The organism is Mycobacterium sp. BK086 (assembly GCA_004362315.1).
Lineage (GTDB): Bacteria > Actinomycetota > Actinomycetes > Mycobacteriales > Mycobacteriaceae > Mycobacterium.
On record SNWL01000007.1, the window covers coordinates 496,175 to 516,581 of the forward strand.

The window sequence follows — 20,407 nt, forward strand, 5'->3', positions numbered from 1 at the left end:
CCGATCTGATCTGTGGGAAACGCCGCAAACTGACGGCCCTGCAAGTTTAGACTCAGCGCCGAAATGCTGGCATGCGAGATAGGGCCATTTTGACCATCACCGACTACGACGTCCGTTCCCTGTACCTCGACCTGCTCCGTCGCAACCTGACCAGGTTCGGGATGCATGAGCGGATGCCCTCGGATTGGCCGTTGCGGCGACGTCTCCTGCTGAAGGCGGCGAACACCTTCGGCCCCAAACTCCGCGGCGCCGGGGTTCGTGATCAGAACTATCGCGAGGCGGGCCTGGACTGGCCGGCCGAGGCCGAGACGATGATCGGTATGAAGCGGCTCACCAGCCTGCAGGAGTGCGTCGAGACCGTCATTGCCGACGACGTCCCCGGCGATCTCGTCGAGACCGGTGTGTGGCGCGGCGGCGCGTGCATCCTGATGCGTGCGGTGCTGGCGGCCTACGGAGATCGGACGCGCAACGTCTGGCTGTGTGACTCCTTCCAGGGCGTCCCGCGCTCCGATACCGAGAATTACAAGGCGGACAAAGGAATTCACGCCGAAATCGTTTCGGGCATCCTGGGCGTGTCAGAGGCCGATGTCAGGAAGAACTTCGAGCGCTACGGGCTCCTGGACGACCAAGTCCGTTTCCTCCCAGGCTGGTTCAAGGACACGCTGCATGACGCCCCGATCGAGGCCATCTCGGTGCTGCGACTCGACGGCGATCTCTACGAGTCCACGATTCAGGCCCTCGATGCGCTGTACCCGCGGCTGTCACCCGGCGGGTTCTGCATCGTCGATGACTACCTGGCCGTGAAAGCGTGCGAACAAGCCGTCACCGACTACCGCACCAAGCACGGGATCACCGAGGAAATCGTCGACATCGATGGCACGGGCGTGCTGTGGCGCAAGAAGTGACGACTGGCTCGTCGTCTTCGCAACTCGCACATGCCTGACGGCGAAGGCCTGCTACGGATCGGCATTCTGGGCACCGCCCGCGTCGCGCCCGCGGCCCTGATCAAGCCGGCCGCGAAAAACGCCGAGGTCGTCGTTGCCGCGGTGGCCGCTCGTGATGCAACGCGGGCCGGGGAATTCGCCGCCAAACACGGCATCGCCAAGGCCTACGACAGTTATGAAGCGCTGATCGCCGATCCCGATGTGGATGCGGTGTACAACCCACTGCCGAATGCCTTGCACGGTAGGTGGACTCGGGCCGCGCTCGAAGCGGGCAAGCATGTTCTGTGTGAGAAGCCGTTCATGGCCAATGCGACCGAGGCCCGCGAGATCGCCGCTCTTGCGGTGGCATCGGACCGTGTGGTGATGGAGGCATTCCACTACCGGTATCACCCCTTCGCGGCGCGCGTCGAGCAGATCATCGCCTCGGGCGAGCTGGGCACACTGCAGCGGGTGGAGGCGGCCGACTGCTATTGGCTGCGGAACTCGTCGGCGAACGCCTACAACTACGCCCTGGGCGGCGGTTCGCTCATGGATCTCGGTAGCTACGTGGTCGACATGCTCCGCACGTTCGGCGGCTCCACCCCGGAAGTTGTTTCCGCACAAGCGAAACTGCGCGGGCCCCAGGTGGATCGGGCGATGACGGCCGAGCTGCGATTCGCAGAAGGGCACACCGGGCGGCTGCACTGCTCGCTGTGGTCGAAAACCCCGCCGCACTACACCGCGAAGATCATCGGTGATCGAGGCCAGCTGCGACTGCACCCGATCACCCCGTACCAACAGTTCTCGGTCCGATCTGCCGACGGCAATCGGGTGGAGCGCTTTTTCAAGGCCCGCCCGACCTACGAGTATCAGCTGGAGGCCTTCGCTGCGGCCGTGCTGCGTGGCGAACCGGTGAAAACGACTGCGGCAGAGGGGGTCGAGAACATGACGGTGATCGACGCGATCTACCGTGCTGCCGGTCTTGAGGTCCGCCAGCCGGCCTAGACGATCGCAGACGGTAGCGGGCTCAGCGAGAGCCAGGCGTCCGCGGTGCGGGCGAAGAGGTCTGGATTGTGCAGCGGCCAATCGTGGCGCATCCCCTGTGCGAGTCTGTCGACTCCGTTGGGCATCGGCCGCGCCAGTGCTGCCGCCCACCGGCGGATGACGCGCAATTCCTCGCTGCCGGTGACGAATAGCGTTGGTACATAAGACGTGTCGAGCCCTCGTGGCACCGTGAACCCCGCTGACGCCATGGCGATATGGGCGAGCTGTGCACCCGAGTTCAGGCGGGCATCGTCGCGGTAGCCCGGGTTCTGGGCTGCGTGGTGAGTGTCCCAGTGACGGGTGATCAGTAACCATCGCAACAGGGTGGCGCGCGCGGCCAGCCCGGCCAGCCGTCGCGTGAGCGGTACTGCGGGCCACGTGTTGATGAATGTGCTGCTGAGCACGGCCCTGTCGATCAGCTGTGGCTGGGTCGCCAGCAGCTGGACGCCGACCTGGGCGCCGAGCGAGAAGCCGACCAGGTGTGCCCGGCCGGCGCTGACTCGGGTGCGAATGAGCTCGGCCACCGCTTCGGCGGCTCGTCCCATCTCAAACGGTCCGTGCTGAAAGCTCTTGCCGTACTGGGGCAAATCGGGGACAAGGCAGTGATAGTGCTGCATCCGCATCACCACCGGCTCCCACGTCCAGCCGCTCATCAGCCCGCCGTGCAGGAAGACGACGGCGGGCGCCCCGACTGGACCGGACTCGCGCACGAACAGGTCCACGGCTGCGATGTTAGTTGGCGAAATGCGCCTCGTTGATGTGCTCACCGACGCGCAAGGCGTTGGCGGCGATGGTCAGGCTCGGGTTGATGCCGCTGCTGGACGGGAAGAACGATGCGTCCACCACATAGAGGTTGTCCACCTCGTGCGCCCGGTTCTCCGCGTTCAGCACGCTGTTCGACGGATCGGTGCCGAATCGCACCGTGCCGCAGACGTGGCCCAACGTCCCGTTGTTCTCACCTGTGCGCAAGGTCAGTGTGCGGAACGGCCGCAACACCTCTTTGAGCGCGCCGAGGAACACCTCGCGGCGGTCCTTCTCGTTCGCGTGCATGCGGTATTGAAGGCGCAGCCGCTGGCGACCGTCCACACTGGGCTGATCGCTCGGCAGCACCCGGTTGTCCCGGTAGGGCAGGTCTTCCATGATCGCGGCGAGCACCAACCCGCCGCTGATCACCCGGTCGTAGATCGGGCGCGCGAAGGGGCTTGTCCAGCGCAACGCCTTTGACACCATGCCGGGCTGGTTCATCATCATGTCGATGGGGGCCAACGAGGCCATCGAGCTGGCCGACTGCACGGTGCCGTACTTCTGTCCGTCGATGAAATAGAAATCGTTGAGGCCGATCTCTTTGTTCTCGGCGGTGATCTTGCTGCCCCGTTGCGGCCAGATCTCGATCCAGTCCATCACGTGGCGCATCAGGTTGCGCCCCACCATGTCTGACCCGTTGGCAAGTCCGCGCGACCAGTCTCCGGACCGGGAATTCAGCAACAACACCGGAGTGGCCAGCGCTCCGGCGGCCAGCACGACGACTTTCGCCTTGAGCGACAGCATGTCGTTGCGGCGTTGACAGATCACCCGCTGCACCCGGTTGCGGTCCGCCTCGAGGCGCAAGACCCGGCACTCGGCCAGCAGCGCAGCGCCGTACTCGGTGACGGCGGGCAGCACACCGGCGCGGCCACCATCGTTCTTGCAGCCCTTGGCACAGAGGTAGGCCTGACACGTCGCGCAGTCGTCGGTGTAGTCACAGGCCATCGGCAGGTGATAGGGATGCAGTCCGCGTCCCGACAGGTAGTTGACCAGCGGCTGGTTGTCGGCCGAAAAGGGCGGTGCGGCGGGCAGTCCGACGTCGGCGGCCTCGGGGCGCAGGGGATCGGCATCGCCCCGAACCCCGAGCAATTTCTCGGCTTCGGAATACCACGGCGCCAGCTCTTTGTAGGAGATCGGCCAGGCCTCCGGCACAGTGGATTCGCCGGGGTCGATGAAGAACTGCCGTGGCGTGAAATCGTCGACGAAGAACCGTTCGCAGACCATGCCGTAGAGCGCAGACGATCCGCCGGGGCCCGCGCCGATGTACGGCACGAACTTGCGCGGGCGACGCCCGCTGATATCGGTGATTTCGTCGTTGCTCCGGCCGGCGCGAGCCAGCGTCTCGTAATAGGTCTTCTTCGACCGCGATGCCTGCGGTTCGGCGATCTCGGGCATCGCCGCGCGGATCGTGCCCGGTGTCCCTGGCAGCGTCGAGTGGCCTTTTTCCACGAACAGCACCCGGCGGCCCGCGCGTGCCAGCCGCTGACCGAGCATGCCGCCGCCCATACCGGCACCCACGACGATCACATCCCACTCGACGCGTTCGGCTTCGCGCCCAGTCACTTCGCCGTCAGGCACTATCGAGCTCCTTGTTGAGATGGCCCACTCGGTCCGCTTGAAACTCGGCCTGGTTCCGGGCGATTCGGGATGCTATCAACGCAGCCCGAGATACGTGGCGAGTTCGTCGTCGTGGCGGTCACGGCCGAAGCGCTGCGACGATTCCAGCGCTCCCTTGGCGAGGCCGCGGCGCAGGTCCTCGTCGGCTTCCAGCGTCATGAGGTTGGCCGCCAGTGCGTGTGCGTCGCCGACCGGGCTGAGCAGTCCGGCGACGCCGGGTTCGATGATCTCTGGCGTGCCGCCGGAGTTCGTCCCGCATACCGGCAGGCCGGCCCGCATGGCTTCGACGGTCACGCGGCCGAATGCCTCGCTCTGGCTGCACATCAGGCCGACGTGGGCGGCGGCCCAGTGTGGTCGCAGGTCGCGGGTGGGTTCGTGAATGGTCAGCAGATCGCCGACGCCCAAGCGTTCGGCGAGGCCCTGCAGGGGCTGGTGACCACCGGCGCCGACCAGCGTCAGCTCGATGTCGACACCGGCCTTCCTGGCGACGGCGATCGCCTCGATCGCCAGGTTCTGGCCCTTCGCCTCGGAGAAGTAGCCGACCAGGATGGTCCGCATCCGCTCGCCGGGCTGCCGCTCCGGGGGCGTGCCCAGTTCGGTGTCGACGACGGGGTAGAGCACGCGGGTCTTCATCGTCGGGTCCAGCGCCAGCATCGCCTGCTCGACGGCGTGCGAATTGCAGATCGCCAGCTCCGACAGCCGACCGACCATGCGGACAGTTCTGCGGTAGCCGAACAGGAACCAGATCTGGTGGTCGTCACGCCCGAACTCGCGCACGATCCAGTAGTGCGGGATGCGGAGGATCTTCGCGGCGATCGCGTGCGACGGAATCGTCATGGTGTTGGTCAGGACCATCGTCGGGCGCCGCCGGAGGAAAAGCACCAATGCGCCCACGATGCCGGGCAGGAGGATCGCGGTATAGGGCAGCCAGCCGACCAGTGCGTGGGGATCGGCGAACTTCCACCGCGACCATTTGCCAAAACCCCACCATGGCGTCCAGGCGATTTTGGCTTCGATACCGTCTTCGGCGCATCGTTGCGCCACGTCACCCTTCTGCGGGACGACCGCGATGACGTCCGCGTCCGGGCGCTCGTTCCGAATCGCCAGCAGCATGTCGCGGAATCCGACCACGCCGCCGCCGCCCCATTTGCTGACGTTTGAGACGACCACGACCCGGGGTGCGGGGCTGTCGCTGGCGTCAAACACGGGCAGAGTTTATGCGACAACCCACCGGCCTTAATCCGTAATCGGCGCTACGAAATGTCGGGTTGGCGTAGCCTTCTCCACGGCCACCCGAGGCCCTGGGCACGGCGAACTGATATTAGCTACGCCCGGAATCAAGCAGTTATGCAAGGAGCACCTGTCCGATGACTGACGTCATGCCGGTAACCGACACGGCGTTGGCGACGTTGTTCTGCCGCGCGAACGAAGCGCGCCGTGCCGACGCGATCGTCCAGGATCCGATGGCGATCCGCTTGGTCGACTCGATGGACTACGACTTCAGCAAGTTCAAGCTCGGCTCCACCGATCGCCAAGACCTCGCGCTGCGCGCGCTGTCCTTTGACAATGGGGCCCGCCGCTACCTTTCGGCGCACCCGAAGGCCACCGTCGTCGCCCTCGGCGAGGGGATGCAGACCAGTTTCTGGCGCCTCGATGCCGCCGGTGTTGGCCATGAATTCCGTTGGCTGACAGTCGATTTCTCGCCCAACATCACGCTGCGCGAGCAGCTGTTGCCACCGTCGGACCGGATGTCGGCGTGCGCCCAGTCGGTCCTTGATTTCAGCTGGATGGACCAGGTGGATCCCCAGCACGGCGTGTTCGTCACCGCCGAGGGTCTGCTGCCGTACCTGGAGCCCAGCGAGGCGCTCGACCTGATCGGGGAGTGCGCGGTGCGCTTCCCCGGTGGCCAGATGATGTTCGACCTGCCCCCCAAATCGCAGGCACTGCTCGCCGCCCGGCCCAAGTTGTGGACGGTGTTGCGCGGAGACTGGCCGAGGACGCCGTTCAGCCTCACCGTGCGTGAGCTGGCCAGGCTGGCCGACACCGTGCCCGGGGTTCGGGCGGTACACGACTTACCGCTGCCCCGGGGCCGTGGGCCGCTCTTCGATTCGCTGTTGCCGAAGACGCAGGGCCTGCCGATCCATCGCCCGCTTCGCCGGTGGGTCGGGATGAACTGGCCGACGATCGCGACATTGACCCTGCTGGAGTTCGACGACTAGTGGCAGAGCAGGTGCGGATCGGCATCCTGGGGGCAGCCCAGATCGCGCCCGCGGCGCTGATCGACCCGGCGAAGGACAACGTCGAGGTCGTGGTTGCCGCGGTGGCGGCCCGGGATGTAGTGCGGGCCCGGGCGTTCGCCGCCAAGCACGGCATAGCGAAGGTGCACGACAGCTATGAGGCGCTGATCTCCGACCCGGATGTGGATGCGATCTACAACCCGCTGCCAAACGGCTTGCACGGCAAGTGGACTCGCGCGGCGATCGAGGCCGGCAAGCACGTGTTGTGTGAGAAGCCATTCACCGCCAATGCCGACGAGGCGCGAGAGATCGCGGCACTGGCCGCCACATCGGATCGCGTGGTGATGGAAGCGTTTCATTACCGCTATCACCCGTTCGCGTTGCGCGCCGAGGAGATCATCGCCTCGGGAGAGCTGGGCACCCTGCAGCGGGTGGACGTCGCCTTCTGTTTCCCGCTGCCGAAGTTCTCCGACATCCGCTACGACTACTCGCTGGCCGGTGGCGCCACCATGGATGCCGGCTGCTATGCGGTCCACATGCTGCGCACGTTCGGGGGCGGCACTCCGGAAGTTGTTTCCGCACAAGCGAAGTTGCGAGATCCCAGGGTGGATCGGGCCATGACGGCGCAGGTGCGCTTTCCCGCCGGGCATACCGGCCGATTGCGCTGTTCGATGTGGTCAGCCGACCTGTTGAGGATCAGCCTGCGGGTCACCGGTGACCGCGGCGAGCTGTATGTGCTCAACCCGTTGCTGCCACATCTTTTTCATCGGTTCTCGGTGCGATCCGAACGGGGCAAGCGGGTCGAACGATTCCCGCGGCGCGCGACGTACGCCTATCAGCTGGATGCATTCGCCGCGGCGGTGTTGCGCGGCCAGCCGGTGCGCACGACGCCGCAGGACGCGATCGAAACCATGACCGTCATCGACTCGGTCTACCGGGCCGCGGGCCTCCCGCTGCGCGAGCCGAGTTGACCCTGGTTGCTGACGGTAATGTCAATTCCGGCCATCGTTGCTAGAACGCGTTCTAGTATCGCGGCGGCGGTTTGAACAGGGAGAGAGAAGTAATGCCAGATAGCGCGGGCCGGGTACGGATCGGCATCTTGGGCGCGTCGAGCTTCGCGCCGACGACGATACTCAATCCGGCCAAGGACAACCGCGACGTCGTGGTGGCCGCGGTGGCATCCCGTGATCAGCCCAGCGCCGATGAATTCGCCGCCAAGTACGGCATTGCCAAGGCGTACGGCAGCTACGAGGCACTGCTCGACGATCCGGACCTCGATGCGATCTACGTCCTGGTGCCCACCAGCATGCACGGTAAGTGGACCAAGTTGGCGCTGGACGCAGGCAGGCACGTCCTGGTGGAGAAGCCATTCACGGCCAACGCCGCCGAGGCCCAGGAAATCGCAGACCTGGACGCCAAGTCGGATCGGGTGGTGATGGAGGCGATCCAGTTTCGCCACCACCCGTTGACCCGCCGCGTCGAGCAGATCATCGCGTCGGGCGAGATCGGCACACTGCGGCGGGTGGATGTCACCCTGTGCGTGATGCTGCCGACGTTCAAAGCCAACTGCTACAACTACGCGATGGCCGGCGGCGCCATGATGGACGCCGGCAGCTATGTGACCAACATGGCCCGGACCTTTGGCGGTTCCACCCCGGAAGTTGTTTCAGCACAGGCGAAATTGCAGAAGCCCCAGGTAGATCGCGCCATGACGGCCGAACTGCGCTATGCGGGCGGTCACACCGGCCGGCTGCGCTGCGCGCTGTGGTCGGGGAACCTGTTCCGGGCGAGCGCGAAGATCGTCGGCGACGACGGCGAGCTGCGCTGGCTCAGTCCCGCAGCGCCCAACCTGTTCCCGATGCTCTCGGTCCGGTCGGCCAACGGGAAGCGGTCCGAGCGCTTCTCCCGTCGCACCACCTACTCCTACCAACTGGAGGCGTTCGCAGGGGCGGTGCTGCGCGGCGAGCCGGTTCGGACGTCACCGTTGGACGCGGTCGAAAACATGAGCGTCATCGACTCGGTCTATCGAGCGGCGGGCCTCCCGATCCGTGAGCCGAGCTGATCGATGTGTACGGCCACCAGCAAGGCAGCTACCAGTTAGCCAAACGCTTACTTGGCCGTCAAAAAACAGGCAATACTGGCCGGTGTTCCTCGAGCGTGCGCGGGCCGAAGAGGCTGAGAGGCTAGATCTGCGATGAAGGTGGTCCTGGCATGCCACGGCGTCCGTGGCGATGTCGAGCCCTGCGTCGTCATCGGTCGTGAACTGCAGCGCAGGGGACACGACGTGGCGATCGCGGTCCCGCCGAACGTGGTGGCCTTCGCCGAGTCGGCCGGGCTCACCGCGGTCTCGTGGGGTGACGAGTCGCAGGTGATGATGGACGCGCAGCGCGACTACTGGACGGCGTTCTTCCGAATTCCTTGGAAGCCAAAGGAAGTGACGAAGCTCGGAGCCGACATCGGGGAGATCGTTTCCCGGTGCTGGACGAAGGAGGCGTTCGCGACCCTTGCGTCGCTCGCCGAGGGGGCGGACCTGATCATCGCCGGCTACGGTTTCGAGCAATTCTCGGCCAATGTCGCGGAGTATTACGGCATCCCGCTGGTCACGGTCGACTTCTTCCCGACCCGCGCCAACGGCAGGGTCCTGCCGTTGCTGCCCGCATCGACCGGTCGCGCGGTGATGAAGGCCTACGAGCGTATGGCGTGGAGCGGGGTGGTCAAAGAGGTCGAGGACATCCAGCGCCGTGAGCTCGGTCTGCCGGAGGCGACATCGGCCTGGCCGGAACGCATCGCCGAACGCGGTTCCCTGGAGATCCAGGGTTACGACGATGTCTGGATTCCCGGGCTGGCTGCCGAATGGGCGCACTGGGGTAGCCAGCGTCCGTTTGTCGGCACCCTGACGCTGGAGTCGTCGACGGCATCCGACGAGGAGGTCGCGGCGTGGATCGCCGGCGGAACACCACCGATTTTCTTCGGTTTCGGCAGCGTCCCGGTCGGCTCGCCGGCTGACACGATCGCGATGATCAGCGCCGTCTGTGAGCGGCTGGGCGAACGGGCTGTGGTGGGTGCGGGCTCCACCGACTTCAGCGCGATCTCCTATCCCGATCACGTCAAGGTGGTGGGCCTGGTGAACTTCGCCGAGGTGTTCCCGCTCTGTCGCGCGGTCGTGCACCACAGCGGGGCGGGCACCATCGCGGCGTGCCTGCGGGCCGGAGTGCCGCAGGTGGGACTGTGGACGCTGCCCGATCAGGGGTTGCGGACCAATCAGCTTCGACGTTTGAAGCTGGGTACCGGGCGGCGCTTCGCCACGACGACTGAGAAGTCGTTGATCGCCGACCTGCGCAAGGTTCTGGCTCCCGGCTACCTCACCCGGGCCCGCGAGTTCGCGACCCGGATGACGACGCCGGCCGAAAGCGCGGCAGCCGCCACCGATCTCGTTGAAGATTTCGTACGCCTCGGGCGCGTTTGCTGATCGATGAGCGCGAATCCGGAAGTAGTCGGCGACAACGAGGACGAGAGCGTCGCGCGTCGGATCAAGGGCACGCTCGAAGAGGTATTCGATCCGCAGAACAACGCGCTGAACGCGTGGCGGCTGGCGATGGCAACGGGCGTGATCCTGTGGCACTCGTGGCTGATCACCGGCCGCACCATATCTTTCGAGCCGGCCCATCAGCTGCTGCGAGATGTCTGGGTGGACGGGTTCTTCGCGATCTCGGGATTCCTGATCACGTGGAGCTGGACCAGAAGGCCGCGGTTGCGCGACTACTTCGTCGCCCGAGGGCTGCGCATCCTCCCCGGATTCTGGGTCTGCCTGGTGGTGATCGCGTTCGTCATCGCACCGATCAGCGTGGCGATCCAAGGCGGCTCGCCCGGCGGACTGCTGCTGTCGTCGGGCCCGATTTCCTACGTCCTGAACAACTTCGGGCTCTTGATGAGGCAAAGCGATATCGCGGGAACACCTCTCGGGGTCCCACTGCCAGGGGAGTGGGACAGTTCACTGTGGACGCTGTACTGGGAGGCGTTGTGCTACATCGCCATCGCGGTCCTCGGCATCACCGGACTGTTGCGCCGGCGATGGGTGGTCCCAAGCTTGCTCGCCCTGGCAGTGCTCTGGTCCACCCAATTGCCCTCGATGAGTGCGATCGTCGAAGCACCCCCCGACAAACGGCCCCCGCTCGATGCGGCGACCCAGATGCTGATCGCAGAAGGAGCGGCTGCACGGTTCGCGGTGATGTTCCTGGCGGGAGCGCTGCTGTTCCAGGTGCGCCATGTCATTCCCGCGAGGTGGTCGCTCGTCGCGCTGAGTGTGGCAATCGTCCTGGCGGCCAGCCTGCTGCCCAACTATCGGTGGATCGGTGCGTTCCCGCTGGCATATGCGCTCGTCGTTTCGGGCGCGCTCATCCACGATCCACGCCTGCGGTTACGGACCGATTTGTCTTATGGCGTCTACATTTACGCGTTTCCGATCCAGCAGATCCTGGTGATCTGCGGACTTGCCTTTCTGGCCCCGCCGGTGTTCGCGCTCATCGCTGCCGTCATCACACTGCCTTTGGCGGCACTGAGCTGGTTCCTGGTGGAGAAGCCCGCGATGTCGTTGAAGGCGCGTTTGGGCAGGCGCGGTCCGCCGGCGGCCGCGCCGCCTGCCTAACGACTGGCCAGCGCTCGATCGGCAAAGGCGCCGATCACCGGGCCCAGAGCCCGGGAGTATTCGAGCGTCACGTGATTCCAGTCAAAGTAGACCAGGGTGTTGTCGACGATGACCGGGCAGCGATCGGCCGTGCAGAACAAGTCGGTGAGGTCGGCGTACTGACCGCCCCCGGCTGTGACGGCGGCGGCCTCCGCGGCGATACCGGCGGGATTGACCGCGCCGGCCCGTTTCGGCTCACAGGCCGTGACGTCGTCCAAGTGGGCGGACAGGCATACCGGCACCACCGACTGGGGGTCGGGGATGGGCCCGAGCACCAATACCTGTGATCCGATATCGCGCAGCTGCTTCACAATTCGGGTGAGGCTGTCGAGCCACGCGCGGTCGTACGCCGCAAAGCCCGATGGCCAGTCGGCCGAGCCGTATCCGCGCCATGTGCTGAGCACGACGAGCCGCGGATGCTCGGCGCGCAACCGGGACGTGATCTCGGCACGCCACTGCTCACACTCGGTGTATTCCCGGTTCAGGAGCGGGCTGCGGATCGTCAGGTCCAGCAGGGGGCAGCCGGACTTCGCGAGAGTCTCGACCCGCCAATGACGTTCGTCGGCGAGCTGCCGGAAGGCCGGATTCCACATCGCGGCGTGCGAATCGCCGACCAGGGCAACGGTGGTGGCCGAGGCGGTGTCACCCGATGCGCATTCTGGATGTCCGGTTTCGAGGAAATCGCGCATACAGCCCCCGAGGTACACACCCTTTTCCTCGGCCGCCGCATTCGCAAGCGGGGGAACAAGATTGGATGGGACGGCCGTGAGGTCGGCAGAGGCTGCGACGGCGGCTTGCACCTGCGCGACAGCTTGGCGGATGGCGATGTCGTAGGTATCGATTCCCGCGCCCGCGGGGACCGGCGTTGCCGCGACCGTCAGCGGTGCCGCGGGTGCGCCGCGCCCGACGGTGCTCGGTACCACCTGCGTCAACACCAATCCGGCACAGACGGCGATCGCGGTGGCCACCGCGCCCAGGCCGAGGCTGCGGCCGGCCGAGTTGCGGATCGTGGTGTTGAAGCGAAGCGGGTTCTCGATGAATGTCAGGGTGAGCCAGGCCAATCCGGCGGACAGCAGAGCCGCGGTCACCCGACCGACGAGGCCCAGCGGGTGGCCCACGATCAACGGGGTCAACACCAGCACAGGCCAGTGCCAGAGATACCAGGAGTAGGAGATGCGGCCGATGGCTCGCATGGGTGACAGTCCCAGTAGCCGGCCGCAGCCTCGCGCCGGTAGGGCGCAGCCGGCACCGATCACCAGCGCCGCGCCGACGGTGGGCAGCAGAGCGGCGGTACCCGGAAAGGGTGTGGTCGGACTGAACCAGGTGCACGCCAACAGAATCAGCGCCAGCCCTGCCCAGCCCAGCACCCCGGCGGGCACCGCAGGCAGGCGGCGCCAGTGGCCCGCCGTGAGCGCTACCAGACCGCCGACCGCCAGCTGCCACGCCCGGGTGGGCAACGAATAGAAGGCCGCGGCGGGCATCACGTGCGTGAGGACGAACGAAACTCCGAAGGACAGGATCGCGACCAGCGTGAGCGCGGCCAGATACGGGCGTTGGGATTGCGCGGCTGTGGATGTGGAACGCCGGCGCGCGAGCCGCATCAGCCAAGCGACGCCGAGAATCAAGGGCGCCCATACGAGATAGAACTGCTCTTCGACGCCCAACGACCAATAGTGCAGGAAGGGCGAGGGAGTGAGGTGGTTGGCGGCGCTGAAGTAGTTCACGCCTTCGAACATGAAGCGGTAGTTGCTGATGTAGAGCGCGCTCCAGATGCCGTCGGCCAGAACGGTTGGCGCCTGTAGCGGCGGCAGCAGGAAGGTCGCCCCGATCATCGTCACGACACCCACCGCGGCCGAGGCGGGCAGCAGACGGCGGGCCCGGGCTCCGTAGAACGACCGCAGGCGCACCGAGCCGCTGGTACTGACCTCGCGCCACAGCAGCCCGGTGATCAAGAAGCCCGAGATGACGAAGAAGACGTCGACACCGACGTAGCCGCCGCCCAGGCCGGGCACCGCAGCATGGAACAGGACCACGGCCACCACCGCGACTGCGCGCAGTCCCTCGATGTCGGGCCGGAACTTGTTCTGTTCCGCGCGAGAATCCTGCCGCTCCTCGGTAGGACTAACGCTGTCCGCCTGGCGCAATGTCACCCCACCTGTTTCGCGTGCGTCAATTGAGTCGAGGCATTCTTACACCCGGGCAACCACCGCTGTGGCGGTTCAGGACGGATACCGAACACCACATTGCTGGGGCGTTCAGCGTCGCGTCGGATCAAGGTTTCCCAGGCCGGTGATCTCGAGGCTTACCGACTTCCGGTGTCCGGCGGCGCCCATCATGAAGAGGATGTCGCCGATCGGAGCGCCGAGCCAAAACCGCCAGAACCGCCTGGTGAGGAATTTCCAGAGAAAGCGTCCGCCCAGCAAATGTATGGCTACGGCAGTCAGGTAGTAGAGAGGTCGCTTCCAGCGCGAAATAACCATCTCGGCGTTCATCTCGCCGACCTCGAGACCCCAGGCCCGGTACTGGAATTCCAACCCGTAGCGTTCCTGGAACTCGAAGAACGCGCGCAGCTCACCATTGGTGACGAGATATTCGTCGAAGACCAGAATTGAGCCCGCGACAAACCGGTCTTTGCACGTCTCCAGCGCGTGCAGGCAACTCTCGTAGGTGTCCAAATCCATGTGGAAGAGCCGGATCGGGGCACCCGGCCGTTCGGCGAGGAACGGCGCGAGCGTCTCGTAGGTACGCCCCTTGACGAACTGCACGTCCCGGCCGAGCGCATCCGGCACGCCGTCGTTCAGGGTCACCCCGGTTTCCCGTCGAAATCGCCTGGCCAGCGGATCCGACAGGGAGAAGGTGCCCTGTTTGATCACGATCTGATCTTCGATCTGCCAGTCCTCGACGAGACCTTCGAAGGTGTCGAAGCCGTAGACGGTACGGCCGGTGGCATCGGCTGTCAGTCGCGTCGACCAGCCGAGCCAGACCCCCAGATCGAGGAGTAGCTCGTCGGCGTTCTCAGGTGTCGGCGCCGGCAGCCGGGACGCTTCCCAGAGCAGTGGATGGCCGGGAATCTTGTGGTGTCGGATATCCGTGAGCGTGCGGGCGATGAATTCCTGATACGCGTCGTCGTAGACCCTGACGTCTTTCGCATACAGGTTGGGGATAAAGCGATCGTGCCCGCGGTAAACCACGCGTGCGCCGAGCAGCAATACCAGCAGCACGCCGATCACAATGAGCAGAACGGGTGCGAAGTAACACGCGACAGCTATCCCCACCAGGATGGCAACGAGGACGGCTTTCCATACCCGATGGATATTCGTCCGGTCGACCGCCTGCCTCGTCCGATCCACTGTCCCGCTGTCAACCACGCTCAACACTCACCTCCGGTTTCCGGACAGACTAGGGTGTCCCGGACGTGCGGGAGGCCCGATCCGGCGTCAGCTGGCAAAGTTTGCCTGATTCACGTGTGCCGCTACGCGCAGCGCGTTGGCCGCGACGGTCAGACTCGGATTCAAGCCTGCGCTGGACGGGAAAAACGAGGTGTCCACGACGTAGAGGTTGTCCACCTCGTGCGCGCGGTTCTGCGCATTCAGCACACTGGTTGCCGGATCGGTACCGAATCGGCAGGTCCCGCAGACGTGGCCCATGTTCGAGTTCTCTTTGCCGCTGCCCAGACCGCGGGTGCGGAACGGCTTCAGAATCTCCTTGAACAGCCGCAGGAACTCCGCGTGCCGGTCGAGTTCGTTCGGGTGGAGCCGGTACTGAATCCGCATCCGCTGGCGACCGTCGGAGCCGGGGCGGTCCGGGAGCAACACCCGGTTGTCCCGATAGGGGAGGTCTTCCATCATCGCGGCCAGGATCAGTCCGCCGGTGAAGAACTTCTCGTAGACCCGGCGCACCGCCGGGCTCATCATCCGCAAGGCCCGCCCCTGCGGACCCGGGCGGTTGATCAACCACTCCATCGGCGGGATTGAACCGAACGACTGCACGGTCCCGTATTTCTGCCCCTGAAAGAAGTAGAAGTCGTTGAGCCCGATCTCCTTGTTCGCGGCGGTGATCGTGGAGTCGGGCTCGGGCCAGATCTCGATCGGATCGAGGAAGTGGCGCATCAGGTTGCGGCCCACCATGTCTGAGCCGTTGGCCAGCCCGCGGGGCCAATCGCCGGACCTGGAATTGAGCAGTAGCACCGGGGTGGCCAGCGCGCCTGCGGCCAGCACCACCACCTTGGCCTTGAGAGTCAATCGGCCCGACGAGTGCTCGCAGATCACCCGCCGGACGCCGGTGCGGTCGGCCTCCAGGTGAAGGACCCGGCATTCGGTCAGCAGCTGGGCGCCGTGCTCGGTGACCGCGGGCAGGACGGCGTTGCGCGCCGCGTCGTTCTTACACGCCTTGGAACAGAGAAAGGTCTGGCAGGTCGCGCAGTCGGCGGTGTAGTCACAGGCCATCGGCAAGTGATAGGGATGGAGACCTCGGCCTGTCAGATACTCCACCAACGGCTGGTTGTCGGCCGAAAATGGTGGTGCGGCAGGCAGATTGACATCGGCCGCCTCGGGCCGCAGTGGGTCGGGCTGGCCGCGGACTCCCAACAATTTCTCGGCATCGGCGTACCAGGGCCGCATCTCGTCGTAGCTGACCGGCCAGGCCTCCGGCACCGTCGAATCTCCCGGGTCGGCGAAATTCTGCCGGGGAGTGAAGTCCCGTTCGAAGAACCGCTCGCAGACCATGCCGTACAGCGCGGACGATCCGCCGGTCCCGCTGCCGATGAACGGCACAAAACGCTTGGGGCGCCGTCCACTGATGTCTTCGACCTCGTCGGTAGAGCGTCCCCCGCGCGCCAATGCGTCGTGATACGCCGCGGTGGACCGCGCCGCTGCGGGCTCGGCCAGTTCGGGCATTGCCGACCGGATGACCCCCGGCGCGCCGGGCAATGTCGAGCGTCCCTTTTCGACGAAAAGCACTCGCCGGCCCGCCTGGGCCAGCCGATAACCCAGCATGCCGCCGCCCATACCGGTGCCCACCACGATCACGTCCCACTCGATGCGTTCCGTCTCGCGCGCAGTCAATGCGCCGTCAGCCAAAATCGAGCTCCTCAGCGTGATGGCCCAAAGATCGGTCTGGACTGGGCGATTCGGGATGGTACCAACGTTGAGCCGAAGGCATGGCCGAACGCTTACTGGCTCGTCAAAAAACCGGTAATAATGGCCGTTGCTCCTGACGGTGTGCCGCAGGACGATCGAAAGGCCAGAACCGGCGATGAAACTTGTGCTGTCCAGCTACGGCGGTCGCGGCGATATCGAGCCCGCCGTGGTTGTCGGCCGTGAGCTGCTGCGCAGAGGCCACGATGTGCGCATGGTCGTCCCGCCCAATCTGGTCGGCTTTGCCGAGGCGGCCGGGCTGTCCGCGGTGGCGTATGGACTGGATTCCAAAGCCATTCTGGAGCTGCAGTGGCGGTATTTCACGTTGTACGGCCGCACACCGTGGAAGCTCAAAGAGCTCAATCGGATGGCCAGCGAGACCGCGCAATTCGCCGAGGGCTGCTGGGCGGAGATGACCAGAACCCTGGCCTCGGTGGCCCAAGGCGCTGACCTTCTGCTGACCGGGCTGATCTTCGAGCAGCCTGCCGCCAACGTCGCCGAGGCCTACGACATCCCGTTGGTCACCCTGCACTACTTCCCCTACCGCGTCCATGGTCAACTCCTGCCGCTGTTGCCAGCACCGTTGAGCCGGTTGGCGATGGCCACGAACGAGTGGACGGCGTGGCGCGGCACCCGTAAGGGCGAGGACGTCCAGCGCCGCGAACTCGGGCTGCCCGCCGCCACCAGCTCCGCGCCGCGCCGCATCGCGGGCCGAGGTTCACTCGAGGTCCAGGCCTACGACGAGCTGGTTTTTCCGGGCCTCGGGCGGGAATGGGGCAAGTGGGACGGTCAGCGTCCCTTCGTCGGGGCGTTGGCCATGGCGTCGCCGACGGATTCCGACGAGGAGGCGGCGTCGTGGATCGCGGCGGGGACGCCGCCGATCTTCTTCGGCTTCGGCAGTGTCCCGATCGGATCACCAGCCGACACGGTCGCGATGATCGCCGCCGCGTGCGCCCAGTTGGGGGAGCGTGCGATCGTCGGTGCGGGCGGTACCGACTACAGCCAGGTTCCGCAGTACGACCACGTGAAGGTGGTCGGCCAAGTGAATTACGCAACCATCTTCCCGACGTGCCGCGCGGTCGTGCATCACGGTGGTTCTGGCACCGTGGCCGCGTGCTTGCGGGCGGGCGTTCCCCAGCTGGTCCTGTGGACGCTGCCTGACCAGCCATTCTTTGCGGCGCAGCTGAAGCGGCTCAAGGTGGGTGCCGGGCGGCGCTTCTCGACCACCACCGAGAAATCACTGGTCAAAGACCTGCGTCGGATACTGGCTCCGGGATATGCGGCACGGGCCCGCGAGATCGCCCCATGGATGACGTCCCGTGCCGATGCCGTCGTCGCGGCAGCTGACCGCGTGGAGGAATTTGCGCGCGTGAAGTGCCGTGCCTGATCACTTTCGTCAGCCAGCCAAATTTCCGGTCGGCGGCCACAATATTGGTTAGGCTGCGCAGCGACCGGCCTGGTCGCGAGGTCCGGTTCATTCCAGGACGCGCACGGGGGAACGTTGAAGGAGCTAGGAACTGCGATGGCTAGAGGCGCGTTCGGACAAAGCGATGCTGAGATCGACCTGCTGGTCCGCGGTATGCGGTCGGGGATCGCAGTGGTGGGCTTCGGCTACATCGGCACGGTGATCGGTGCGGTGCTGGCCGACCGCGGCTGGCCCGTGACGGGTATCGACGTGCGCCCCAACATCGTCGACGAGATCAACCAGGGCCGGACGAGCGTTCCTGAGCCGGGCCTGGGCGAGCTTGTCGCCGAAAGTGTTCAGGTCGGCCGCCTTCGCGCCACATCGGACTTCAGCGTGATCGCCGACAACGACTTCATCATCGTCACCGTCGGCACTCCGCTCGGGCCGGACTACGAGCCCATCGTCGACGACATCAAGGCGGCCGCGCGGGCGGTCGGCGAACACCTGCGCCCCGGCCACCTCGTCATCTTGAAGAGCACCGTGCCGCCCGACACCACCGAGACGCTGGTGCAGCCGATTCTGGAAGAGGCGTCCGGTTTGAAAGCCGGTGTCGACTTCGGGTTGGCCTTCTGCCCCGAGCGGCTCGCCGAAGGGCAGGCCATCCGGGAACTAACCTCTATTCCCGTCGTGGTCGGGGCCGTCGACGAGCGCAGCGCGCGTAGCTGCGCCACGCTGTGGCGCCACGGCCTCGGGTTGGAGTCGATCGTCGTCGAGGATCCGCGGACGGCCGAGATGGTCAAGCTCGCCGACAATCTCTGGATCGACCTGAACATCTCGATGGCCAACGAGCTGGCCAAGGTCTGCGACCGACTCGGCATGGACGTTCTCCAGGTCATCGCCGCGGCCAACTCGATGCCGAAGGGCATGCACAACGTCAACATCCTCAGCCCGAGTATGGGTGTCGGTGGCTACTGCCTCACGAAGGATCCGTGGTTCGTCAATCACCTTGGCGAGACGCTGGGACTGGATCTGCACGTGCCGAAGACGTCGAGGACGGTCAACGACACGATGCCCAGCTACACCTATGGGTTGCTCACCCAGCTCCTGGCCGATCAGGACAAGGCGATCGAGGACAGCAAGATCGCGGTCCTGGGTATCGCGTTCAAGAACAACACGGGCGATTGCCGACTCACGCCGACCAAGTATGTCGTGGCACTGCTGGAAGAGTCCGGATGTCAGTTGACCGTCCATGACCCCTGGGTGCCGGACGAAGAAGCGCATACCGTCACCAAGGTCCCGCTGAGCCCGGACATCGAATCCGCGGTGAAGGATGCCGACGCACTGGTTGTCCTTGCCGGCCATCGGGAGTTCCACCAGATTCCGTTGGTGCGACTCGCGGAGCTGGCAGCGGACCGGTGTGTATTTCTCGACGGACGCAACAGCTTTGACCCGGCGGCAGCGCGGGCGGCGGGCTTCATCTATAAGGGTATCGGCCGCTAGCCGGCTGACAGATATCCGCAAACCGTTATAGAACGAGAGAGCAACTATGTCCAATGTCGTCGTCACAGGCGGCTATGGTTTCATCGGATCGCATTTGGTGACCGCGCTGCTGGAACGCGGCGACACTGTCACCATCTTCGACTTCGCGAAGAACACCCGCGACAGCAGCATCGATTTCGACAGCAACCCCAACTTCCGTTTCGTGCAGGGCGATGTCACCGACCTGGCAGCACTCGAACAAGCCTTGACGCCCGATGTCGACACGGTGTTCCATCTGGCAGCGGTGGTCGGCGTCAAGAACTACATGGACGATCCGCTCCAGGTTCTCGACGTCAATGTCATCGGCACTCGCAATGTGCTGGAACTGAGCCACCGCAACGGAATTCGGGTGGTGTTCGCCAGTACCTCCGAGGTGTTTGGCAAGAACCCCAACCCGCCGTGGGCGGAGGATCATGACCGGGTGCTGGGCTCGACGAAGACTGCCCGCTGGAGTTACAGCACGAGCAAGGGGATGGCCGAGCATCTGGTGTTCGCCATGCACGCTGCCCGTGGGCTGCCGGTGACGGTGGTGCGGTACTTCAATGTGTATGGGCCGCGCCAGAATCCGATCTTCGTGGTGTCGCAGACCGTGCATCGGATCCTCAACGGCCGCCAACCGTTGCTCTATGACTCGGGTGACCAGACGCGCTGCTTCACCTATGTCGACGATGCCGTTGCCGGAACCTTGCTCGCGGCAGACAGCGACGCGGCGATCGGTGAGGCGTTCAACGTCGGAAGCATGACCGAGACCAGCATGCGTGACGCGGTCAACATGGCGATCAAGATCGCCGACGTCGACTCGGTATCCAGCGCCGAATCCGTTGATACCGCAGCGCGTTTCGGCGGCCGCTACGAAGACATTCCGCGTCGTATCCCGGACTCGACCAAGGCGCAGCGAGAATTGGGCTGGCGCTTGCAGGTCGACGTCGAAGAGGGTATCCGCCGCACCATCGAGTGGGCCCGGGCCAATCCTTGGTACCTCCAGCAACCCGCCGGGGATGGGCAGGGCTAGTCTTCGC

General features: G+C 65.4%; 16 protein-coding genes. 10 read left to right on the forward strand and 6 right to left on the reverse strand.

From position 1 onward, the window contains the following. Positions 1 to 71: 71 nt before the first annotated feature. Together EV580_RS26050 and EV580_RS26055 are read left to right on the forward strand one after the other, a co-directional pair. Positions 72 to 905, forward strand: coding sequence for a TylF/MycF/NovP-related O-methyltransferase (locus tag EV580_RS26050; RefSeq protein WP_221218887.1), 834 nt, complete (start codon positions 72 to 74; stop codon positions 903 to 905). 30 nt (positions 906 to 935) lie between these two features. Further along, positions 936 to 1,928, forward strand: a complete 993-nt coding sequence (locus EV580_RS26055) for a Gfo/Idh/MocA family protein (RefSeq protein WP_133694884.1) — start codon at positions 936 to 938, stop codon at positions 1,926 to 1,928. Here EV580_RS26055 and EV580_RS26060 read toward each other — a convergent pair. The 3 genes from EV580_RS26060 to EV580_RS26070 all read right to left on the reverse strand — a co-directional run bounded on the left by EV580_RS26060 (position 1,925) and on the right by EV580_RS26070 (position 5,594). Then, positions 1,925 to 2,689: an alpha/beta fold hydrolase gene (locus tag EV580_RS26060; protein ID WP_133694885.1), complete on the reverse strand. Its 765-nt coding sequence runs from the start codon at positions 2,687 to 2,689 to the stop codon at positions 1,925 to 1,927. The two genes, EV580_RS26055 and EV580_RS26060, sit on opposite strands and share 4 nt — an antisense overlap. A 10-nt stretch (positions 2,690 to 2,699) precedes the next feature. Continuing rightward, a complete protein-coding gene (locus tag EV580_RS26065) occupies positions 2,700 to 4,349 on the reverse strand; it encodes a GMC oxidoreductase (protein WP_133694887.1) in 1,650 nt (549 codons plus the stop codon). 75 nt (positions 4,350 to 4,424) lie between these two features. Continuing rightward, positions 4,425 to 5,594, reverse strand: a complete 1,170-nt coding sequence (locus EV580_RS26070; protein ID WP_133694889.1) for a glycosyltransferase family 4 protein — start codon at positions 5,592 to 5,594, stop codon at positions 4,425 to 4,427. A 161-nt stretch (positions 5,595 to 5,755) separates the two neighbouring features. On the opposite strand from EV580_RS26070, the gene EV580_RS26075 reads away from it, so the two are divergent. From EV580_RS26075 to EV580_RS26095, 5 genes are all read left to right on the forward strand, one after another. After that, a complete protein-coding gene (locus EV580_RS26075; RefSeq protein ID WP_133694890.1) occupies positions 5,756 to 6,607 on the forward strand; it encodes a class I SAM-dependent methyltransferase in 852 nt (283 codons plus the stop codon). Then, positions 6,607 to 7,596: a Gfo/Idh/MocA family protein gene (locus EV580_RS26080; RefSeq protein ID WP_133694892.1), complete on the forward strand. Its 990-nt coding sequence runs from the start codon at positions 6,607 to 6,609 to the stop codon at positions 7,594 to 7,596. Before EV580_RS26075 ends, EV580_RS26080 begins: the two co-directional genes overlap by 1 nt. Positions 7,597 to 7,688: 92 nt before the next feature. Further along, the gene (locus EV580_RS26085) at positions 7,689 to 8,687 is read left to right on the forward strand and encodes a Gfo/Idh/MocA family protein (RefSeq protein WP_133694894.1); all 999 of its coding nucleotides are present in this window, start codon (positions 7,689 to 7,691) and stop codon (positions 8,685 to 8,687) included. Positions 8,688 to 8,819: 132 nt separating this feature from the next. Next, positions 8,820 to 10,094: a glycosyltransferase gene (locus EV580_RS26090; RefSeq protein ID WP_133694895.1), complete on the forward strand. Its 1,275-nt coding sequence runs from the start codon at positions 8,820 to 8,822 to the stop codon at positions 10,092 to 10,094. Between the two features lie 3 nt (positions 10,095 to 10,097). Next, complete coding sequence (locus tag EV580_RS26095) at positions 10,098 to 11,270, forward strand: acyltransferase family protein (RefSeq protein WP_133694897.1); 1,173 nt, start codon at positions 10,098 to 10,100, stop codon at positions 11,268 to 11,270. On the opposite strand, the gene EV580_RS26100 is transcribed toward EV580_RS26095, so the two are convergent. The 3 genes from EV580_RS26100 to EV580_RS26110 all read right to left on the reverse strand — a co-directional run bounded on the left by EV580_RS26100 (position 11,267) and on the right by EV580_RS26110 (position 16,387). Beyond that, positions 11,267 to 13,453, reverse strand: a complete 2,187-nt coding sequence (locus EV580_RS26100) for an acyltransferase family protein (protein ID WP_221220560.1) — start codon at positions 13,451 to 13,453, stop codon at positions 11,267 to 11,269. The two genes, EV580_RS26095 and EV580_RS26100, sit on opposite strands and share 4 nt — an antisense overlap. 111 nt (positions 13,454 to 13,564) lie before the next feature. Beyond that, complete coding sequence (locus EV580_RS26105; RefSeq protein ID WP_133694900.1) at positions 13,565 to 14,683, reverse strand: class I SAM-dependent methyltransferase; 1,119 nt, start codon at positions 14,681 to 14,683, stop codon at positions 13,565 to 13,567. Between the two features lie 63 nt (positions 14,684 to 14,746). Then, on the reverse strand, positions 14,747 to 16,387 hold the full coding sequence (locus tag EV580_RS26110) for a GMC oxidoreductase (RefSeq protein WP_133694902.1): 1,641 nt from the start codon (positions 16,385 to 16,387) through the stop codon (positions 14,747 to 14,749). 175 nt (positions 16,388 to 16,562) lie between these two features. Here EV580_RS26110 and EV580_RS26115 point away from each other — a divergent pair, with 175 nt between their 5' ends. From EV580_RS26115 to EV580_RS26125, 3 genes are all read left to right on the forward strand, one after another. Next, the gene (locus tag EV580_RS26115) at positions 16,563 to 17,831 is read left to right on the forward strand and encodes a glycosyltransferase (protein WP_133694904.1); all 1,269 of its coding nucleotides are present in this window, start codon (positions 16,563 to 16,565) and stop codon (positions 17,829 to 17,831) included. Positions 17,832 to 17,966: 135 nt separating this feature from the next. Further along, complete coding sequence (locus tag EV580_RS26120) at positions 17,967 to 19,349, forward strand: nucleotide sugar dehydrogenase (RefSeq protein ID WP_133694906.1); 1,383 nt, start codon at positions 17,967 to 17,969, stop codon at positions 19,347 to 19,349. Positions 19,350 to 19,395: 46 nt separating this feature from the next. Then, positions 19,396 to 20,400 (forward strand): NAD-dependent epimerase/dehydratase family protein, encoded by a 1,005-nt coding sequence (locus tag EV580_RS26125; protein ID WP_133694908.1) that lies wholly within the window; start codon positions 19,396 to 19,398, stop codon positions 20,398 to 20,400. Positions 20,401 to 20,407 lie beyond the last annotated feature (7 nt).

Bases quoted from the DNA above. Each gene is read 5' to 3' on its own strand.
- EV580_RS26095 (WP_133694897.1), top strand. From the start codon at position 10,098: ATGAGCGCGAATCCGGAAGTAGTCGGCGACAACGAGGACGAGAGCGTC.
- EV580_RS26120 (WP_133694906.1), top strand. From the start codon at position 17,967: ATGGCTAGAGGCGCGTTCGGACAAAGCGATGCTGAGATCGACCTGCTG.
- EV580_RS26075 (WP_133694890.1), top strand. From the start codon at position 5,756: ATGACTGACGTCATGCCGGTAACCGACACGGCGTTGGCGACGTTGTTC.
- EV580_RS26055 (WP_133694884.1), top strand. From the start codon at position 936: ATGCCTGACGGCGAAGGCCTGCTACGGATCGGCATTCTGGGCACCGCC.
- EV580_RS26085 (WP_133694894.1), top strand. From the start codon at position 7,689: ATGCCAGATAGCGCGGGCCGGGTACGGATCGGCATCTTGGGCGCGTCG.
- EV580_RS26050 (WP_221218887.1), top strand. From the start codon at position 72: ATGCGAGATAGGGCCATTTTGACCATCACCGACTACGACGTCCGTTCC.
- EV580_RS26125 (WP_133694908.1), top strand. From the start codon at position 19,396: ATGTCCAATGTCGTCGTCACAGGCGGCTATGGTTTCATCGGATCGCAT.
- EV580_RS26090 (WP_133694895.1), top strand. From the start codon at position 8,820: ATGAAGGTGGTCCTGGCATGCCACGGCGTCCGTGGCGATGTCGAGCCC.
- EV580_RS26115 (WP_133694904.1), top strand. From the start codon at position 16,563: ATGAAACTTGTGCTGTCCAGCTACGGCGGTCGCGGCGATATCGAGCCC.